We start from the raw sequence: 18,231 nt of genomic DNA on the forward strand, positions 1-18,231 counted from the left end.
GAGGTTGCCGGCCTCGTCCAGCCATGCGCCCGAGTACGGTGCGGTCAGGACGTGGCGCGACAGGTCGACGCAGTTGCCCGTGGGCCGCCCGGGCGGCACGTCGCACCCTGTCAGGGGGGCGGCGCGCACACTGCGGCCACGCGGCCGGCCGCCGCCTCAGCGGGCACATTCACCACCGACGCCGTTGCCCGAGCCGGCACGGCAGGGTCCGTCGTGGCCGTTCCACGGCCACGTGTGGGGCACACCGTCCTTCTTGTGTTTCTTGACCTTGTGGATGAGGGTTTCGGGGTTGTCGCGGTTGGACTGGTAGTTGGCGTCACCGGAGTACACGGCCGTGACGAGGTGGGTCCCGGGGGCCAGGTCGTTCACGGGCACGGTGGCCGTGCCGCAGTTGCCCGCTCCGGGCGTCAGCTGGGCCGTGCCCACGGGCGTGCCGTCGACGCCGAAGGCGACGGTGCCGGTCGGCCGGGGTACGCCCGTTCCGACGGTGGAGGGGCAGACGAGGTCCGTCAGGTCGACCCGCTTGCCCGGCTGGGAGGGGTTCGGGTGCGACTCCAGGTAGGTGATGACGGTGCCGGGCAGCGTGTAGGTGAGGGTCACCAGGCCGTTTCCGGTGTTGGCTCCGGTGGTGAAGGTGCTGCCGACGGGCCCGGCACTCGAACCGCCGCCACCGCCGCCCGCACCCGAGAACTCCACGTCGGTGATGCCCCCGCCACCTCCGCCGCCACCGCCGTACACGCCACCGCCACCGCCCCCGCCGCCGGTGATGCCGCCGGCGTCGCCGGTGCGGCCCGTGCCGCCGAGTCCTCCTGTGCCCAGCACACCGGGCTGGCCGCTGCCGCCGTTGTTGTCGGCCCCTGTGCCTCCGGTTCCGCCCACGCCCGGGACGGTGGGAGTCGCGCCGCCCCCGCCCCGGCCGCCGGTGGTGTTGGCACCGCCCGTCCCGTTGGCCCCCGTCGCTCCGGATGGGCCGCCCGCACCGCCGCTGCCGCCGGCGAGCTCGTCGGTCGCGCCGCCGCCCCCGCCGCCGCCGGCCGTCACCAGCCGGGAGGCCAGGTCCAGGGCGCCGGACCGGACGTCCGACGAACCCCCGCCGCCTCCCCCGTAGACGGAGTCCGAGGACCCGCCGGTGCCGCCACCGTTGAAACCCCCGCTGCCGGGAGCTCCCTCCGTACCGGCCCCGCCCGCGCCACCGACGTTGATCTGCAAGGTCTGGCCCGGTGTGACGATGAGCGTACCCACGACCTCGGCACCGGCGCCCCCGCCGCCCCCGGGGTTGGGATCGCCGGCCGCCGCGCCACCGGAAGCGCCCCGGGCATCCACAGACACCTGCGTCACCCCGCTGGGCACGGTGAAGGTCTGGGCCGCCCCGGTGTAGTCGTACGTGCACACCACCTGGTTGCCCGTCTGCACACAGCCCTGAGCCGCGGCGGAACCGGCCCCGAGCGGCACGAGAGCGAAGGACATCCCGGTGGTCAGCACCGTGGCCGCCAGCATGCGAGGACACGACCGGGTCCGGGTGCGACGCGGGATGGCAGAACCGTGCGAACGGGCCATGTGCGCTTCCTCCTCGTGGCTGCTGCGCGGGCCTCGGACAGGCCCGCCGCCGCACATCGTCACCACGGCCTCCTCGGGTCCTCCAGCGCCGCGCCCTGCAGGCACTCGTTCGGCCGAGGAGGTGCGTGCAGGTCAGTGACCACTCGGCCGCTGAACGGACCGCGGAGACCGCCCCGGAACGGGCTCCGTACCACCGCTTGTGGTCCTGTGCCCAGTCGACACTGAACTCGTTGCCCTCGGTGTCCGGCATCGGGATGCACGCATCATTGCCTCCGTAAAGCGTGCGCACGTGTACCGCGCCGAGCCGTACCGGTCGGGCGCGTGCGGCCTCGAGTACGGCGAGACGGTCCTCCCCCATGAGTCCGGTGCCGACCCACCGTTGCCCCCGGTCGGCACGCCGCACAGCGCAGGCCGGGGCGGGCTGGTGTGGGGCTACCGGTCGTCGCCGCGGCTCAGCCGGGCCGTGAGACGGGTCCCGTACACGCGGGTGGCCGTGCGTACCCACAGGCGCACCGCTTGGCTCGAGGCCAGGTCGTGGACGACCTGGCCCAGGAAGCGGACCTCGGGGCCCGGGTGCCATGAGAGGACGGCGCCCGTGGTGTGCAGTGCGTGGTCGATGCAGGTGTCGATGACGGAACGGACATGGCGCATGGTGTGGTGACCTCACCGATTCTCGAGACGGCGAGGTGCGGGCCCGCACCCCGGGATTGCCGGCGTGCGCGATCAGCCTCGTCCGGTGCGGTGGGGCTCCCGAACTCCCTCGTGGGATCCGGTGAGAAGGGATGTGGAACCGCAGGTCACAGGCGGTTCGTGCAGGACTCCCGCGAGGTCTCGCCGCTGCGCGGCCCGACCGGGACGGCTACGGGACCGGGCCGGGTGCCCTACGCTGAGCGGCCTGCCGATCCGTCAGTGGGGAGGGGCCGATGGCCGCCGAGGAAGCCGTCGCGCGGGAAGTACGGGCGTACCTGCACCGGGCCCTGTGCCTGCTCTACGACCTCGAGGACCGACGGGAGTCCGGACGGCCGCTGCCCCGCTCCGGCGAGACGCGCGAGCGGCCGGCGGACTCCCCCCTGTGGCGGCACGTCCACGCGCGGATCGCCCGCCAGATGGAGCGCGACCGGCGGGCCGGGGCGAGTACCGCACCCGACCGGTACACGAGGTTCCAGTGGCCGACGTTCCAGCGGCTGCGGGCCGACGTCTGTCTGGAAAGGCCGATCACCCAGGACCGGCAGCGGGTCGTCGAGGCACTGGCACGCCTCGGTGAGCCCGAGTACGCGCTCCCCTCCGGGCTCCGGCTCGGGCTGGAGAAGGCCGCACGCCGGCTGTGGCAGTTCGCCGCCCGACAGGCCGGCGACGGCGGCAGCGCGCACCGGCAGCTGGTCGACGAGATCAGCGAGCGGGCCCGTCAGGACATGCTGGTCCTCGACCACGGTTCCGCGGACGCCCCGCCCGTATCCCTGCGGGACGTGTACGTGCGCCGCGGTACCGAGGAGCGTCTGGCGCGCGTCCTGCAGCAGCAGGCCCTGGCCGGCGGCCCGGGCCAGCCCGTCCAGGTGGTGCTGGGCGAGGCGGGCACCGGCAAGTCGAGCCTCCTGTGGTACCTGGCCGGACTCCTCGACGGCCGCCGTGCCGCGGCCCCGCTCGCCGGGACGCGCACCGGGCCCCCCTCGGACGAACTCCGCGCGGGCGCGGAACTCCGGCCGGTCCTGCTGAGAGCGGAGCAACTGCTCACGCCGGGCGAGGGCGAGCAACTGCTGGAGTCCTTCGAACTCAGCCCGAAACCCGGCTGCATCGCACTGCTAGACACCGCGGACCTGCTCCTGCACGCCGCCGGCGGCCGCACCGTACTGCGCCGGGCGGTCGCCTTCTGCCAGGAGCGGGGCGTGCCGCTCGCCCTGACCTGCCGCACGCGCGACAGCGCCGCCCTCCACGACCTCCTGGGCAGGACGCCGTCCGACGTCGTCTTCCACACGGGCGACTTCCGCAGCGGCGAGGAGCTGGAGCGCGCGCTGTCCACGTACTGCCTGCACTACCTGCCCGCGGCCACCCCCGCCGCCCGGGCGAAGGCGGTGGCCGACCTGCTGGAGGCCGCGGTGCGCGGGCTGCCCATCCGTGAGGTGGTCGCCCGGCCCCTGACGCTGCGCATGCTCTTCGAGGTGTACGCACCCCGGTCGCCGGCTCCCGAAATCGACGCGGCGGGGCTGTACGAACGCTACTGGGAGCGACGCGTCAGCGAGGACGGCCGCCACGGAGCCGCCGGCCACGCGCTGCCGCAGTCGCCGGACCTGTCCTGGCCCGCCCAGTCCCTCGCCCGCCTCATGCTGCACGACGGAGCCGTGGCCCTGCCCGTGGCGGACGCGGTCGGCCGCATGGCCGGGGCGAACCCGCAGGCCGGCGACGGCGATCCGCTCGAGCAGCTGACACAGCTCGACCGGCGCAGCGTGGTCGCGGGCACGGCCGGCCGCCGCCCGAGCGTCCACTTCTTCCACCAGACCCTCTTCGAGTACGCGGCGGCCCGCTGCCTGGTGCGGCTCGCCGCGGAGAAGAAGCAGTCGTACTACGGGGCGCTGGGCCGGCACCTGGCGGCGCATCCGGACGACTACCTGCGCGCCGTGGTCGCCGAACAGGCCCTGGTCCAGGGGATGCGCGCGGACGGCCGGGCACGGGACGACGCGGAGGAGCTGCTCGCGGAACTCCTCGGGAGCGAGGACGTCGACCTCCAGGTGATCGCCGTACGGGCCTGCGCGCTGCTCCCGGACGACCTGTACGGCGACGTCCGTGCCGTGTTCCACCGGTACCTACGGGAGAAGGCCTCACCGGCGATGCTGCGCGAGGTGCTGGCCCTGCTGCCGACGCGCAAGCACATGAACCCCGAGCGGGTGGCCGAGGACCTGGGCGTCGTCCTCAGGCACAGCACGCGCATGCAGTGGCGCGTCCTGGACGTGCTGTGCAGGTTCGGGCGGCTCGACCGGAGGACCGCGGCGGCCGTCTGGACGTTCCTGCGCCAGCTGTGCGAGGACCACGCGCGCTGCCTGACCCGTGAGCCGGACCCGCGGGACGCCGCCCCGACCGGCTGCGGAGGCGAACACTGCCTGTGGTCGTGGCTGGTCAGCCGGAGCTCCAACAGCGCGAGCAGCCACGGCAACCAGGCGGTGCGGCTGGTCGACGCCCTCGCCGAGCACCGCAGCGAGTGGACGGCCGAACGCATGCGGGAACTGCTCGCGCTCGCCGAGCGGCATCGCTCGCGCGCCCAGGCCCTCCACTGCGTGGCCGTCATCCACCGGCGGGCCGGGGACCCGGAGTGGGACGCGCTGTTCCCGGTCGCGGCCCGGATCGCCCAGCGGCTCGGCACCGACAAGGCCCTCCCGGCCGGAGCCGACGACGAGCAGGAGGAGGGCGGCGCCACCTGGGAGGCCCGTACGCCCGTGGAGGAGTGGAGGCGGGCCCAGGCGGCGCTGGACGCCCACTGGTTCGCCGCCTCGCTCGCCACGCCCACCACGCCGCCGGGAGACGTGATCCGTGATCTGGCGGCGGAGGGAGGGAACCCGTTCGACGTCCCGAACTCCCGGCTGAGGGCGGTTCTGGGGCAGGTCGGCACGCTGCTGCGCGAGGCGACCGACGGAGTGCCCGAGCTCCTGGAGGAGACCGTGGCGCTGTGCCGGGGCCGCGACACCGTGGACACCGTCGCCGCCTTCCTGCTGCCGCCCCTGCTCCGCGAGCCCGCCGACGCCCCCGGGACGAGGGCGGCCGCCACCTGGTGCGCCGCCCGGCTGGAGGTCTTCGACCCCCGCCTCGACCGGGGCCGGGGCCGCCGTACGGGATCCCCGGCCCTGCGGTTCGCGGTCACCGGCTTGTCCCTGCTGCCGCCGGCCCGGCTGTCGGACATCGTGCCCTGGAGGCGGACGGGCGGCCGGTGGGGGGAGGACAGGATGGACGCCACCTTCCTGGCACTCGACGGCGCAGCCAAACTCCTCGTCCCCCTGGCGGCATCCGGCCACTCCCGGGCGGTCGTCGCCCTGGAGCGCTGGCGCACCCTCGAGGGGCTCCGGCACGAGCAACTGGCCCAAGGCCGCAACAAGTGGCCGGCCTTCCGGGGCGGAAGGCCGTACCACGGCCCCCGCGACCGCGACACCATGAACGGGGTGATCCATGCGGCCCTCGCCGACCACGCCCCCGAGGCCCACCGGCTGCTCCCGGAGGCGCTGCGCCGGCGGGTACCGACCGCCGACGTCCCCTGGTTGGCCGCCCTCGCGAAGCGCACGGTGGAGCAGCCCGGTCCGGCCGCCGCCGCGGCCCGCGCGCTGTTCGACCGATTCGGGCCGGAACTGGCCGACTGGTGTGCCGCCCTGTGGGACACCGGCCCGTGTCCCGACCCGACCGCCAAGCTGGCGGCGCTGCGCCTGTGGGGCGACGTGGTCCGCCTGGGCGCCGCCGACCGGCCCTCGCTCGCCGCGCAGGCCCGGCTGGTCGCGAAGGTACGCAACCGGCAGTGGTCCACGGCGTGCCAGGTCCTGCGGCACTGGAACGGCCACGACGTCTCCCCGCTGGCGGCGGTCGGCGGCGAGCCCGGCTGGGAGGAGCTGGAAGGGGCCCTGGCCTCGGCGGTCGTCCCGGACACCTCGACCGGGGAGCTGGCCCTCCTCCGCTCGCTCCTCCGCTGCCGTTTCGCACCGCTGACCACTCGGGACGCCATCGCCGCGGCGATCGGCACCGTGGCCGACCGGGTCCGGCTCTCCACCGACACGGCGGCGATCCACGACTCGGGGGCCGGCTTCCTGACCGAACGCCTCTGCGACTCCGACCCCGGCCAGGCCGTCGAGGTGGCGCTGGAGGTGGCCCGCCGGACGGCCGGCTCCGGTCTGACCGACCCCCACCACGTCACCCGCCTGGGCTGGAAGTGGCAGAAGCCGCTGACCCGGCTGGCCTCGACCGCCGACCGCGAGGACTGGCTGAGGCTGATCGGAGGTCTGGCCGACGGCCCCCAGGTGATGCTCCAGAAGGCCCTCGACACGGCCGCCGCCCGCCGACGTGACGAGGACGTACGGGCCGACGCCGCCCGGGAACTCGCGACGAGCCCCTACCGCGAGGTGGCGATGGCCGGGCTCCGCGACGCCGCGGTCCGCCACCGCAGGACCCCGCTGGAGGAACGGCTGTGGCCTGCCGTCCTGCTCCCCGCGGGGGCGTGAGGCCGCGTTCGGGACCCGTACCGCCCGCGCCCGGCTCCACCACGGCGACCGTGGCCGTCACCGCGGCCGCGGCCATGCCGCAGGCGCTCTTCCCGTCCTTCGCCCCCAGACGGCGCACACCCCGCTTCGCTCGGGGGCCGGGCGCCGCTGTCTACCGCCCGGTTGCGGGCGGGGCCTCGGGAGGAGTCCGCCGGGGCTCTTCGCCCCGGGGGCGGTGGCGCCAGGCCGCGTAGAGGCCGCCGAGGGCCGAGGCGTAGCCGGCGAGGGCCTCGGGGGAGACGTGGCCGACGAGGACGAGGACGACGCCGGTGGCCAGGATCGCCAGGAACACGACGAGCTCTACGGGAAAGCTGCCACGCGGGGCACGACGGATCGGCACGATGGTTCTCCTCAGTACATGGAAGGTCGCAGGACGTCAGCCCCACGGGGGTGTGTTTCGAGCGTCACGTGGCCGCAGCGGGTGCGCCAAGGGAAACGATCTTCTTTCCGCAACTGTCAACTGGGAGAACGGGCATGACGGGTGTTGCCGAGGAGGGAACCCGGCAGTGAAGGAACCGAAGGTGGGGAGGCGCGGCCGGCCCGTCGAGCGCTGAATCCGCTGAAACCGGAGGTCTTCAGGAACCGGCCGCACAAGCTGGCGCCCGTCGAGCACCTGCGGTCCCTGATCGGGGCCGCGGACCTGACCGGCAAACACGTCGCCCCAGGTGTGGCGCTGAGCGCCTCGGCCCTGTCGAAGAACCTGTCGGGGGAACGGCTTCCCCACCGTTCCACCGTCGAGGCGATCGTCCAGCTCTGCGTTCGCCGAACGCCTGGTGATGGCCGACGCCTACGAGGAGACCGTCCTCCTCCACGACCGGGTCCAGGCCCGGCTGGAGGACGCCCTCGGCGAGCACCGCCGCCGACAGGCCGACTACGACGACCTCCTGGCCCGGCACGAGACGACGAGCCGGGCCCTCGCCACCGCCGAGGACCGGCTCCGCGCACAGCGGCAGCACCATCAGGAGGAGACCGCCCGCCTGAACGCCCTGCTCCAGGAGCAGCGGGACGCCCGGCTCGACCGGGCGCGAGCCGAACACGAGGAGCAGTTGCGCGCCCGGGAAGAGGAGGAATCACGACTGCTCCGGGACCTGCTCGCACACGAGGACAAGATCCGGGCCTTCCGCGGCCTGCTGGAGGACTCGGCCGCCGAGGCGACGGCCCTGCGGCAGGAACGCGACCGGCTCCGCGTCGAGTCCTCCCGGCTGAGCGAGGACCTGGTGGGCCTCCAGGTGGAACTCGCGGCAGCCGAAGCCGGTCAGGACGACGACGCCGACGACGCGGTGCGCGCCCCCGCGCTGCAGGCCGTCGGCCAGGTCCTCGACCGCCACCCCGTCCCACAGGAGGGGAGCGCAACCGCAGGCCGGACCCAGGTTGCCGGGGGCGCAACCCGGCACGGCAACCCGGTGGCGCAGTCGGTGGCAACCCAGGTGGCACCGGATCCGACGGACGGCGCCGACGGGCTGAAGCGGGCATCCACCGGCGCCGTCGCGGCCGGCATGCTGCTCATGCTCGGCGGGCTCTTCCTGCACACCGGCAGCCCCGTGGCGGACGCCCGCCCGACAACCGCCGGCTGGTGGTGCCTCGGCAGCGGAGTCGTCCTGCTCATGACCGGACTCATCCTCATGGTCGTGCGCGACGTGAGGAACGCCCCCGCCGCCGCCCCGGACGAGGGGTACGAGCACATGTGCGGCTTCCCTCCCCTGATGTGAGCGGCTCCGGCACCAGGGGTCCACGGGCAGCTGCCCACGCTCCGGGCGGTCGCCACCCACGCCTTCCGGTACGACGTTCTCGGGCGCACCCTCCCCCCGTCCTGCCACCGGATCGTGAGGTGAGATCGCTGTCCTCCTGGTCCGCGTGCCGCGGACTCGCCCACGCGGGCGGGGGAACACCGCCCGCCCGCCAGGCGATCACGCCGGGGGCCAGGCCGTCGGGAGCGACTCGATGACGGCGAGGCTGCCGGGGGTACCCGGTCCGGCGAGCTTCGGCTGTTCGCGCGCGCCTGCTCGGCGATGTCGGCGAGTTCCACGGCGAGGACAGGGGGACCGGATCCCTGAGCACCCCGGGCAGGCGACCAACCGACTCGACCGCGCCGTTGCCGCGCTCCAGCCGGTGTTCTGCCAGCGGGCGTCAATGGGCCTTGCGCAGGATGACGACCCAGTCGTCGCTCTCCGGGTTGTCGACGCGGTCAAGCATCCAGGTCTCGTTGAGCACGGGGAAGGTGTCTCCGACGCCCAGGGTGTACTTCTGCTCCCCGGCGGCGTCGACGACGAGGCGGACCGTGAGTGGTCCACCGGGCGGAGCGTAGACGTAGATCACCGCGAACCAGCCGTTGTCCGACTCTCCGGAGGTTCCGTGCCAGAGCCTTACTTCGTTGATCATTTCCTTATCCTATCGTCGTGTAGCGACCGGCGGAGATGTCTCTGAATTGCCGGGCCGTGAGCGGTTCCGGCTGGTTCTTGTTGTGTGGGTTGCGCAGGTGGATGCGCCCCCGGTCGTCCACGCCGGTCACCTCGTAGACATGAGCCGCCACGAGGTCGTGGCCGAGCGGCTCCTCCGTACTCTTCACGTCCTTCGTCCCCATCAGGATCGGGCAGTTCGCGTCCAGCTTCTCCCGGAACGCGGCCAGCAGCTGGCGGTCCGGGCTCACGCCGTTCATGTCGTACTGGCTGGGGACGTCCTCGGTGTACGCCGGGCGGCCGGTGAGCTGAGCCAGCATCACGGCCCGGTTGTCCGCCTTCGTGCCCAGATTGAGCCGTTGGTAGCCGGACGCATCCCCCAGCTTGCCCTCCTCCCAGGTCTGGTCGACCCCCGCGAAGGCCTTCTCCAGGATCGCGGGCCAGGCAGCCCCTCCCTGCACCTTTGCGTAGGCGGGCCTCTGCGTATCGTCGTACTTCACGACCAGATCCGGAGTGACGGTGAGAACGGTGAGCGAACCCGTTGGTTCGTAGGGAGTCCAGTCGCCGGGAGCGGTCTTCTTCACCTGATGGAAAGTCACCTCGTAGGTGCCGTCGGCATTCTCCTTGACGGCATTCGAGATCGCCTCCGGAAGGTGCCCGGCAACGGCACCCATGGTGGCGATCACCCCGCAGTCGCCGAGGCTCCCCTGCATGGTCTGCTCGCGCGCGGGCGGGCCGTCGAACAGGGGGATGCGCCCGCCGTCGGAGCGATCGAGAGGCGTGCCGTACTGGTAGAGACGCACACCGTACTCAGGGATCTCCACGGCGTTGTACGCCGGCCGGTCCACCGTGGCGTACAGGTCGAGGGAACCCTCGGCCGGCTCGCGCGGCGTGAGTACGGCGTCACGCAGCTTCGAGTAGATGTCCCCCAGGGGCGCACCCTCGGGGGGCGGGCCGTCGTCAGCTGCCCCGGAGACCGTGTCTTGCTGCTCGTCCCCGCTCCGCTCCTCGGCGGCGTCCGCGAGCACGTCGGAGGCCCCACGGGCGTGGGGCTGTTCCGGTTCGCCGGAAGCGCCGGACCGGTCGGCGGGCTCGACGGAGTCAGGGTTCCGCAGATTCTCGAGCTCGCCCGACTCTCCGGGGTCCGCAGGCTCCTCGGAGTCGCTCAGTTCCGCGAACCTCTGGAACTCTTCCGGTTCCCCGGGCTCCTGGAACTCTTCCGGTTCCGCGGGCCCCGCGGGCTGGTCCGGCTCCCCTTGCTCCCAGGACTCCTTCGGTTCTGCAGGTTCCGCTGGTTCCTCGGGCTCCCAGGACTCCTTCGGTTCTGCAGGTTCCGCTGGTTCCTCGGGCTCCCAGAACTCCTGCGGTTCCGCGGGCTCATGGGCCTCGTCCGGCCCCTCTATGCCGTCGTCCTCCGCCCCGACCTCGTCCGGGACGTCGTCGTCCGCCCGGATCTCAGGCTGCTCGTCGGCAGGGGCGGCGGTATCGTGAAAGTCGTCCGGCGCGTCCTCGGGCTCCACCGGCTCGGCATGCAGGTCACCACCGTCACGGACATCGGGCTCTGGCAGAGCCTCCGTTGCCTTGGTCTCGGTACTGCGGTCGGCAGAGTGCAGTTCGCCCATGTTCCCCCCTGTGACATTCGAAGATCATATTCTCGACGTTCACCCCCATGAGGGCAGACCGGAACTCCTCGCGAACCGAGCCGGCTGCCCGGACGTCGCCCGGCCCCCTGGAAGTGCTTGGTCGCGGTCGAGGGCGCTGACCACCGTCAGGCCGGGGTTGGTCTGCTGGGCGCTGCCGACGATCGCCGGATTGGTCCTGATCGGCGCCTTCTTCGGCAAGCACGCCCAAGCCCTCGCCCGCAGCACCCGTCTCCTCGAGGTGTCGGCCACATCCCCACCGACGCCCCCGCCCCAAGCTCGAAGGCGTCCGCTCGGCGGCCTGGTCGTCACCCACCGCCGCGCCTCGAGGGCCGCGGCGTAGGGGCCACCGTTCCCGCGCGGGGCTCGGCCAGCCGTCGCGCCCCGGGGCCGGCCCACGCTGCGCACGCTCCCGTGCCGGGTCGGGGCCGACCATCGTTCCCCTTCGCCGGGAGGGCGCGGGGTCAGTCGGCCGGGCGGCCGAGGAGGACGCCGCGGTGGGCGTAGTAGCGGCGCATCACCGGCCAGGGGACGTCGACGAACTCCTGCGAGGTGCCGTGCCAGCCCGACGGGTTGTGGATCGTGACCGACTCCCGGTCCGCGCCCACGGCCAGCACCAGGTGCCCGCCGCGGTGGGGCGGCTCGGTGTCCCCGCTGCGGACGCCCGGGTGGACGGACAGCATGACGAGGCGGCCGGCGTGCAGCTGGTACGCCACCTCGTGCAGCGGGAGCCAGGGGCGGGATTCGGCGTGGAGGCCGAAGCGGTCCCGGGTGTGGCGGGCGAAGGGCGCGTAGATCAGACCGTGCAGGCCGCCCTCCTTCGGCACGTACGCGCCCGCTTCGAGGTACTCCTTGCCGAGGGTGACGCTCGGGGGCGCGTCGAGGCCCCAGTGGGTCAGCGCCATCCGGAGGCAGGCCATGCCGCATGCCCGCCAGGACCAGAAGGCGTACTCCTCGCGGGAGTCGGCGCCGGAGGCCCGCCAGCGGGGGTCGTCGGCGGCGTCGAGGCGGCCCGTGACGATCTCCGAGACCAGCTCGGGCGACTCCCACTGCGCGAAGTACGGCACCTCGTGGCGGACGGGCCGGTACGCGGAGTGGGGCGCGACGGGGTGCGGCGGGGTGAGGTGGGACGGCTCCGGAATCACCGGGCGGTCCCTTCGCCGGCGTCCGCGCTCCCGTCGACCGGTGGTTCCGCGGTGCGGTGGACCGGCCCGTACAGGGCTGCGGCGCGGCCCGTACCCAGAGCCCAGTAGCGGTCCCCGTACGACCAGTGCCACCACTCGGTGGGGTAGTTGACGAAGCCGACCGCGGTGAGGACGCCGCCGAGCAGCTCGCGGTTCGCGCGGCACTCCGGGTCGATGTCCGGGGCCGCCGTGTAGCAGCGCAGGGCGCTGTCCTCGGGGGAGGCGTTGACGCTCGTGCCCATGGGCAGTTCGCGGCCGTCCTCGGTGCACAGGGTCAGGTCGATGGCGGATCCGGCCGAGTGGGGTGCTATCTCCGGGGGTGACACGTACCGGCTGGCGGCGAGGTGCCGGCCGGCGTCGTCCAGGTCGGGCCGCAGGTCGCGCAGGCGTTCGCGGTACGCGGTGAAGTAGTGCTGCTGGAGGTCGGGCGGCCGGTAGCCCTCGACGAAGAGGAAGGCGATTCCGGCGGGGAGCAGGCCGGCGGCGCGTGCGAGGCGGTCGGCGACGCCCTGCCGTACGTGGGCGTAGTGTCCGGCCGGGTCGGCCTTGCGGGTGTCGATGCGCAGGTGGGAGTGGGTGCGCAGGTCGACGAGCGGCTCGTCGGAGCCGGTGACGGGGATGGCGGCGACGCGGGGGTCGGCCATCAGGACGGGGGCGGGCGTGAGGTCCGTCATACGAGTCTCCTCGGGGGTCGTGCGGGGGCGTCCGTTCGGCTTCTGGTGGCGTCCCGCTCACTCGGTCAGCTGCCGCACGTCCCTGACGAGCAGGGGGACGACCATGGCGAGCAGGGAGAGCACGGCGGCGCAGACGAGGGTGAGGGGCACTCCGCAGGCGGCGGCGACCGGGCCGACCAGGGCCGTGCCGACGGGGCGCAGGCCCATCGACCCGAAGCGGTTGACGGCGTCCACGCGCGAGAGGAGGTCGCGGGGCACTTCCTTGGCTATGGCCGCCGACTCCACGGCGGTGAAGACCGCGATGGCCATGCCGGAGACGAACTCGGAGACGGCGAGGACGTACACGGGCGCGGGCAGGGCGAGGAGGAGCAGGGTCGGGCCGGCGCCCGCGAGCATGACGACGTACCCGGTCAGCAGGGGCCGTCGCATGCGCAGCTTGAGGGACAGGGCGGTGCCGCACAGCCCGCCGGCGCCCAGCGCGCCGACGATGAGGGCCCAGGCGGAGGCGCCGCCGAGGTGGTCGTCGGCGACGACCGGGCCGAGGACGTTCAGGGCGGACAGGAGGCACAGCTGGAAGACTGCGGCGCTGGCGATGAGGGCGCTCAGCCAGCGGCGTTCCGTGACGCAGCGCAGGCCCTCGCGGATGTCCTTGACCATCGAGCGGCGGGCGCCGGCGGCCGGTTCGCCCAGGGGGCCGACGGCGGAGACGAGAAGTGCGCTGATCAGGAAGGTGGCTCCGTCCGCCACCAGCAGCCAGCCGGGGTCGGTCCAGGCCAGGAGTGCGGCGGCGAGAACCGGTCCGGCGACTTCCGCGGCATTGCCCACGAGGGAGAAGAGGCTGTAGGTCTGCCGGAGGTTCCCCGCCGGGGCGACTTCCGCGATGGCGCCGGTGGAGGCCGGGTTGAAGAACGCGCCCGTCGCCCCGCGGGTGGCGGCCAGCAGGGCGATGCACCACAGCGGGGCGTGCTGGAGGAGGATGAGGACGCCGGTGAGGGTCTGGCCCGCGAAACCCGCGAGGTTCGACCACACCATGACGGACCGGCGCGGGTAGCGGTCGCCGACGACCCCGCCGATCAGGACGAGTGCCACGCTCGGCAGCGCCCGGGCGGCCAGCACCACGCCGACGCCGGACGCGCCGCCGCCCAGGGCGAGGACGGCGAAGACCAGGGCGACGGGGGTGACCATGTCGCCCAGCACCGAGGTGCCGCGGGCCAGGAAGAGCAGCCGCAGCGGTCTGCGGCGGAGCAGCTCGCGGGGGGTGAGCGCGGTGCCGGGTTCCGGCGGGGGCGTGGTGGTGTTCGCTCGGGCGTTGATGGCGGCATCCTCAAGGGCAGGGCGGGCAGGGCGGGCAGGGCGGCCAGGGCGGCCAGGGCGGGCAGGGCGGCCAGGGCGGCCAGGGCAGGGCAATCGGTAGGAGGGCCGGCGCCGGACTCCGGGCGCCGGGCGGCGTCCGTCAGCGGCCGGCCACGGCGTCGGTGAACTCGTTCCGCTCCCAGGCCCGTACGGCCAGGTAGTCGCGTTCGAGCTGCGCGGGGTCCTCGTGGCAGAGGTAGAGGCCGCCGGGCTTGCTGTGCAGGCCGGTCGTACGGGGGAGTTCGCATCCGGCGCGGACGGTCAGCTTGATCCCGTGGAACGACGGGAGCGAGGTGACCGGGTCCAGGTCGAGCGGCCGCAGGAGGACGCCGGCGGTCGGGGAGATCAGGCTGACGCCCAGCGCGTGACGGCGCAGCGGGCGGACCGGACCGCGGTCGGCGACCGCGTCGGGCGCGAGGTAGGAGTCGACGACCTCGTCGAGGTGGCTGGTGCCCAGGGCCTTGAGGCTGAGCGAGGGGTCGTGGCCGCCGGGCAGCCGGGTGCCCGTCTCCAGCAGCAGGGGCCCCCGGTCGGTGAGGATGACCTCGGTGTGGGTGGCGCCCCAGCGCACGCCCAGCGCGGTGAGGACCTCGCGGACGTAGGCGAGGAGGGCGGGCATGCCGGGGGCGTCGGGGCTCTGCAGCTCCTGCCGGTCGTAGACGGGCGCGTCGTCGACCAGCTTCTTGTCGGAGCGCCAGATCTCGACGGCCATGTGGGAGCCGTCCACGGACACGGTGTTGACCATGTACTCCGGGCCGGTGAGGAGTTCCTGGACCACCACGCCGTCGTTGGGCTGGCCGAACAGGTTGGGGGCGCCCAGCAGGCTGCGCACGGCGGCGTCGCGGTCCGCCGCGGTGGGGCAGACGTGCACGCCGTCCGTCCCGGCGCTGGCGGGCGGCTTGACCACGGTGGGCCGCTCCGGTGCGAGCGGGCCGGTCTGCCAGCGGACGCGGCCCTCGCCGTCCAGGTGCTGCTGGGCCGGTACGGCGACCCCGGCCTCGTGCAGGATCCGGTGCATCGTGCGCTTGTCCCGGCGGGCCGCGGCGAATCCGGGGGCGTTCGCCGTGGGCAGGTCCAGTTCGGTGGCGAGGAGGTCGGCGGTGTCGCTGCCGCTCTCGGTGCCGGCCAGGACGTGCCGGACGCCCAGTCCGCGCAGCTGCCGTGCGGTGGCCGCCGGGTCACCGGTGAAGTCGAGCGCGGCGGTGAAGTCCGGCGCGTGGAAGGTCTGGAGCTGCCGTTCGAACGCCGCGGTGTGGTTGCGTACGTGGACGACGGGGACGCCGCGGGAGCGGAGGGCGGGGCCGAGGAGGTGACCGGTGCCGAGCGCGTCGACCACTGCTACCGCGGTGGTGTTGTAGCCGTCATGGAGCATGGGATGGGTGTCCGTTCTGTGCGGGGGGAGGGTGTGTCCGGCTGCTCCGGGGCCGTGGCCCGGGCCGGAGCCGGGGTCAGGCCAGGTCGGCCCGCTCCCGCCTCCACGGCGCGAGCTTCGCGGTGTTCGCGGCGCTGGCCAGGACGACGCCCAGCAGCTCGGGGTACGTGATGCCGGCCGCGGCGGCGGCGAGCACGAGGTTGCTGCCGTGCTGGACGCCGGGGATGGTGTTGAGTTCCAGGAGCACCGGGTCGCCCTCCGGCGTGAGGATGAAGTCCACCCGGATCGCGCCTTCGAAGTCGATGACCTCCAGGACGTGCCGGGTGGCGCGGTGCAGGGCGTGCAGGCGGGGGTCGTCGGCGTCGGTCAGGGCCAGGTAGGTCACCGTGCCCGCCCGCTCGCCGTGCAGCTTGCTGTACTCGTCGTAGTACTCCCGCTCGGTGCCGCAGGTGACCGGCGGCAGCAGGACCACCTCGCCGTCGATGCGCAGGGCGGAGACCGTCACGGTGGTGCCGTCGACGAAGGGTTCGGCGATGACGTCGGTGAAGCCGGCCTCCCCGAGGCCGCGCAGGGCGGGGGCGACGTCGTCCGGCTCGGTGACGAGGACCATGCCCACGCTGCTGCCGCCGTTGACGGCCTTCAGCATGACCGGGCACGGCAGGCCGGCCTCGGGCGTCCCGGCCGGGCTGAGCCGCCGGTGGGCGGGGACGGTGACGCCGGAGGAGGCCAGGAGCAGTTTCGTCAGGCGCTTGTCGGCGCCGATGACGCCCGTCGCGACCGAGCTGCCGGTGTAGGGGACGCCGAGGTAGGCGAGCGTGCCCTGGAGGTGGCCGTCCTCGCCGAAGTCGCCGTGCACGTTGAGGAACGCGGCGTCGTAGGCGGTGATCTCGGAGGGGAAGGCGGGGGAGGTCGGGTCGATCCAGTCGGCCTCGGTCCCCAGCTGCCGCAGCCCGTCCAGGACGTCGTGCACCGACCAGTCGGAGGCGGGCTTGCTCTCCATGTAGAGCCGGTCCTCGGCGGAGGTCCCGCCGTAGAGCACGGCCACCCGCCAGGGGGCGGTACGGGCCACGGCGCTGCGGACCAGCTCGCGCAGCCGGTGGGGTTCGTGGTCGAGCCAGCTGGTGATGTGCATGGGGTACTCCGGTGTCCGGTCGGTGAGGGAAGAAGGGCGAGGGAGGGGCGTGGGGGGCAGGTACGGGTGACGGCGCGGGCCGGGCCGGGGCGGCGGCCGCGCGCCTCAGGCCCGGTGGACGAAGGGCAGGAGGGCCTCGGTCGTCAGCGGCTGCGCGGGCGGCGGCGTCAGCCGCGGCCCGGGGCACGGCGCGGAGCTGCCGGCACGGGCCCGCGCCAGGTCCGGCGCGCCCTCGAAGCCCAGCTGGGCCCAGATCTCACCGGCGAGGCGGGGCACCAGGGGCGCACCGAGCAGGGCGAGGCCGAGCAGCCACGGTCCGCGGTCCTCGGGCGCGGAGCCGGGGCCCCGGTGCATCCAGTCGGCGAGCGCGGCGACGGCCGCGGTGAGGTCAGTGTGGTAGGGGCTGAGCCCGGTGTGCTGGGCGTCGACGGCGTCGAGCACGGCGGGGGTGCACGCCACGGCGGCGCCCGCCGACCGCACCTGGTCGACCGCGGGCAGCAGCACGTTCCGCTGCCAGTCGCGCAGCCGCACCACGTCCTCGACCAGGCCGTCCAGGGTGACGTCGGCGGTGCCGTGGTCCAGCGGGGCGTGGAGCAGGTGGAAGCGCAGCTCGTCCGCCGTGACGCGGGCACTGCCGAGCAGCTCGCCGAGCCAGATGCCGTGGCCCTTGCTGGTGGAGCACTTCTGGCCCTCGAAGTGCAGCATGCCGGTGACGACGGCCGCGTCGAACGGCTTGAGGGCGCCGCCCGAACCCTGGGCGATGACGTGTGGGGACACGAAGCCCGGACGGGAGTTGTCGCTGCCGAACACGCCGATCGTGGTGACGTCGCTGTCGGCGGCGAACGGGTTGGCGCCGGCGCCGGTCAGCCGCCGGTGCACCTCGCCGCAGTACACGCTGTACAGGTAGTAGCTGTTCGCGATGACCTTGCCTGCCGGGAGCGTACGGCTCTTGATGCCCCAGGTGCCCTGGCCGGTGAGGTTGACCCGCCCCGCACTGGCGTCGAGGTAGCGGCGCACGGTGTCGAGGAACTGCGGGCGGACCCCGGCCCGTTCGTGGTGCTCGGTGATGGCGTGCGGATCGGCCGGGTACGTGAACCAGTTCTCCTCGTCCCGCCACTCCAGCGTGGAGTCGTCGAGCCGCGAGCGCGGGTTGACGACCTCCTCGGGCTGGAAGAACTGGCCGCAGAACGTGCAGGTCGCGCCGCCGCACGGCTTGCCGCAGTGCGGGCAGTCGCCGGCGATCCAGGTGCCGACGACGGCCCGCCCGGTCTGTTCGGAGAACGGGATCCGCTCGCTCTCGGCGCGTGCCGCGCCGGTGGAGCGGAGCAGCTCCAAGGTGTCCTCGTGGACGGCCCGGTAGCCGTCGTGGTGCTCGGCCGAGGTCGGGTCGATCCACGCGTCGAGGCCGATGGACAGGCTGTCCAGGTCCTGCTTGATGCCGGCGTGGTGGCGGGCGACGGTCTCCTCGGGGGTGTTTCCGTCCGCCCGGGCCGCGGCGGTGACCCAGTCCTCGAACCCGTCGCTGCCGCTGATGACGGACACGTCGTGGCCGCGGCTGCGCAGCGCACGGGCGAGGACGTCGGCGCGCAGATACGTTCCGGCGCCGTGGCCGATGTGCATGCGTCCGTTGGGGGTGGGTTGCATCGGCACGATGAGGACGGTCTGACTGACGTGCACGGGGGGCCTTTCGACGTACGG

At 73.7% G+C, this 18,231-nt stretch carries 13 protein-coding genes; 2 read left to right on the top strand and 11 right to left on the bottom strand.

Going from position 1 to position 18,231, the window contains the following annotated elements; all coding sequences use genetic code 11:
- Nucleotides 1–156: 156 nt before the first annotated feature.
- Nucleotides 157–1,497, bottom strand: coding sequence for an Ig-like domain-containing protein (locus ACIRBY_RS15645; protein ID WP_403900939.1), 1,341 nt, complete (start codon nt 1,495–1,497; stop codon nt 157–159).
- Nucleotides 1,498–1,989: 492 nt separating this feature from the next.
- Nucleotides 1,990–2,208, bottom strand: a complete 219-nt coding sequence (locus ACIRBY_RS15650) for a hypothetical protein (protein ID WP_403900940.1) — start codon at nt 2,206–2,208, stop codon at nt 1,990–1,992.
- A 272-nt stretch (nt 2,209–2,480) separates the two neighbouring features.
- Here ACIRBY_RS15650 and ACIRBY_RS15655 point away from each other — a divergent pair, with 272 nt between their 5' ends.
- Nucleotides 2,481–6,743 carry a hypothetical protein gene (locus ACIRBY_RS15655; protein ID WP_403900941.1) on the top strand — a complete coding sequence of 1,421 codons (4,263 nt, stop codon included), beginning with the start codon at nt 2,481–2,483 and terminating at the stop codon, nt 6,741–6,743.
- 151 nt (nt 6,744–6,894) lie between these two features.
- Here ACIRBY_RS15655 and ACIRBY_RS15660 read toward each other — a convergent pair whose 3' ends face one another.
- Nucleotides 6,895–7,122 (bottom strand): hypothetical protein, encoded by a 228-nt coding sequence (locus ACIRBY_RS15660; protein ID WP_403900942.1) that lies wholly within the window; start codon nt 7,120–7,122, stop codon nt 6,895–6,897.
- Nucleotides 7,123–7,558: 436 nt separating this feature from the next.
- Between ACIRBY_RS15660 and ACIRBY_RS15665 the strand changes: the two genes are divergently transcribed.
- Complete coding sequence (locus ACIRBY_RS15665; RefSeq protein WP_403900943.1) at nt 7,559–8,491, top strand: hypothetical protein; 933 nt, start codon at nt 7,559–7,561, stop codon at nt 8,489–8,491.
- A 418-nt stretch (nt 8,492–8,909) separates the two neighbouring features.
- Here the strand turns inward: ACIRBY_RS15665 and ACIRBY_RS15670 are convergent, their stop codons facing one another.
- The 8 genes from ACIRBY_RS15670 to ACIRBY_RS15705 all read right to left on the bottom strand — a co-directional run bounded on the left by ACIRBY_RS15670 (nt 8,910) and on the right by ACIRBY_RS15705 (nt 18,177).
- Nucleotides 8,910–9,161 carry a DUF6406 domain-containing protein gene (locus ACIRBY_RS15670; RefSeq protein ID WP_403900944.1) on the bottom strand — a complete coding sequence of 84 codons (252 nt, stop codon included), beginning with the start codon at nt 9,159–9,161 and terminating at the stop codon, nt 8,910–8,912.
- Nucleotides 9,162–9,165: 4 nt separating this feature from the next.
- A complete protein-coding gene (locus ACIRBY_RS15675) occupies nt 9,166–10,800 on the bottom strand; it encodes a C2 family cysteine protease (RefSeq protein WP_403900945.1) in 1,635 nt (544 codons plus the stop codon).
- A 482-nt stretch (nt 10,801–11,282) separates the two neighbouring features.
- The gene (locus ACIRBY_RS15680) at nt 11,283–11,963 is read right to left on the bottom strand and encodes a C39 family peptidase (protein ID WP_403900946.1); all 681 of its coding nucleotides are present in this window, start codon (nt 11,961–11,963) and stop codon (nt 11,283–11,285) included.
- Complete coding sequence (locus tag ACIRBY_RS15685) at nt 11,960–12,676, bottom strand: M15 family metallopeptidase (protein WP_403900947.1); 717 nt, start codon at nt 12,674–12,676, stop codon at nt 11,960–11,962. Before ACIRBY_RS15685 ends, ACIRBY_RS15680 begins: the two co-directional genes overlap by 4 nt.
- 57 nt (nt 12,677–12,733) lie before the next feature.
- The gene (locus tag ACIRBY_RS15690) at nt 12,734–14,083 is read right to left on the bottom strand and encodes an MFS transporter (protein WP_403900948.1); all 1,350 of its coding nucleotides are present in this window, start codon (nt 14,081–14,083) and stop codon (nt 12,734–12,736) included.
- Between the two features lie 46 nt (nt 14,084–14,129).
- Nucleotides 14,130–15,401, bottom strand: coding sequence for a hypothetical protein (locus ACIRBY_RS15695; RefSeq protein WP_403900949.1), 1,272 nt, complete (start codon nt 15,399–15,401; stop codon nt 14,130–14,132).
- A gap of 76 nt (nt 15,402–15,477) precedes the next feature.
- Nucleotides 15,478–16,533, bottom strand: coding sequence for an ATP-grasp domain-containing protein (locus ACIRBY_RS15700; RefSeq protein WP_403900950.1), 1,056 nt, complete (start codon nt 16,531–16,533; stop codon nt 15,478–15,480).
- Between the two features lie 105 nt (nt 16,534–16,638).
- Nucleotides 16,639–18,177 (bottom strand): class I tRNA ligase family protein, encoded by a 1,539-nt coding sequence (locus ACIRBY_RS15705; RefSeq protein ID WP_403901139.1) that lies wholly within the window; start codon nt 18,175–18,177, stop codon nt 16,639–16,641.
- Nucleotides 18,178–18,231: the final 54 nt, after the last annotated feature.

Source organism: Streptomyces sp. NPDC096136 (assembly GCF_044763325.1).
In the GTDB taxonomy this organism is placed as follows: Bacteria; Actinomycetota; Actinomycetes; order Streptomycetales; family Streptomycetaceae; genus Streptomyces.

Bases quoted from the DNA above. Each gene is read 5' to 3' on its own strand.
- ACIRBY_RS15670 (WP_403900944.1), bottom strand. From the start codon at position 9,161: ATGATCAACGAAGTAAGGCTCTGGCACGGAACCTCCGGAGAGTCGGAC.
- ACIRBY_RS15695 (WP_403900949.1), bottom strand. From the start codon at position 15,401: ATGCTCCATGACGGCTACAACACCACCGCGGTAGCAGTGGTCGACGCG.
- ACIRBY_RS15700 (WP_403900950.1), bottom strand. From the start codon at position 16,533: ATGCACATCACCAGCTGGCTCGACCACGAACCCCACCGGCTGCGCGAG.
- ACIRBY_RS15655 (WP_403900941.1), top strand. From the start codon at position 2,481: ATGGCCGCCGAGGAAGCCGTCGCGCGGGAAGTACGGGCGTACCTGCAC.
- ACIRBY_RS15685 (WP_403900947.1), bottom strand. From the start codon at position 12,676: ATGACGGACCTCACGCCCGCCCCCGTCCTGATGGCCGACCCCCGCGTC.
- ACIRBY_RS15705 (WP_403901139.1), bottom strand. From the start codon at position 18,177: ATGCAACCCACCCCCAACGGACGCATGCACATCGGCCACGGCGCCGGA.
- ACIRBY_RS15650 (WP_403900940.1), bottom strand. From the start codon at position 2,208: ATGCGCCATGTCCGTTCCGTCATCGACACCTGCATCGACCACGCACTG.
- ACIRBY_RS15645 (WP_403900939.1), bottom strand. From the start codon at position 1,497: ATGCTGGCGGCCACGGTGCTGACCACCGGGATGTCCTTCGCTCTCGTG.
- ACIRBY_RS15665 (WP_403900943.1), top strand. From the start codon at position 7,559: ATGGCCGACGCCTACGAGGAGACCGTCCTCCTCCACGACCGGGTCCAG.
- ACIRBY_RS15675 (WP_403900945.1), bottom strand. From the start codon at position 10,800: ATGGGCGAACTGCACTCTGCCGACCGCAGTACCGAGACCAAGGCAACG.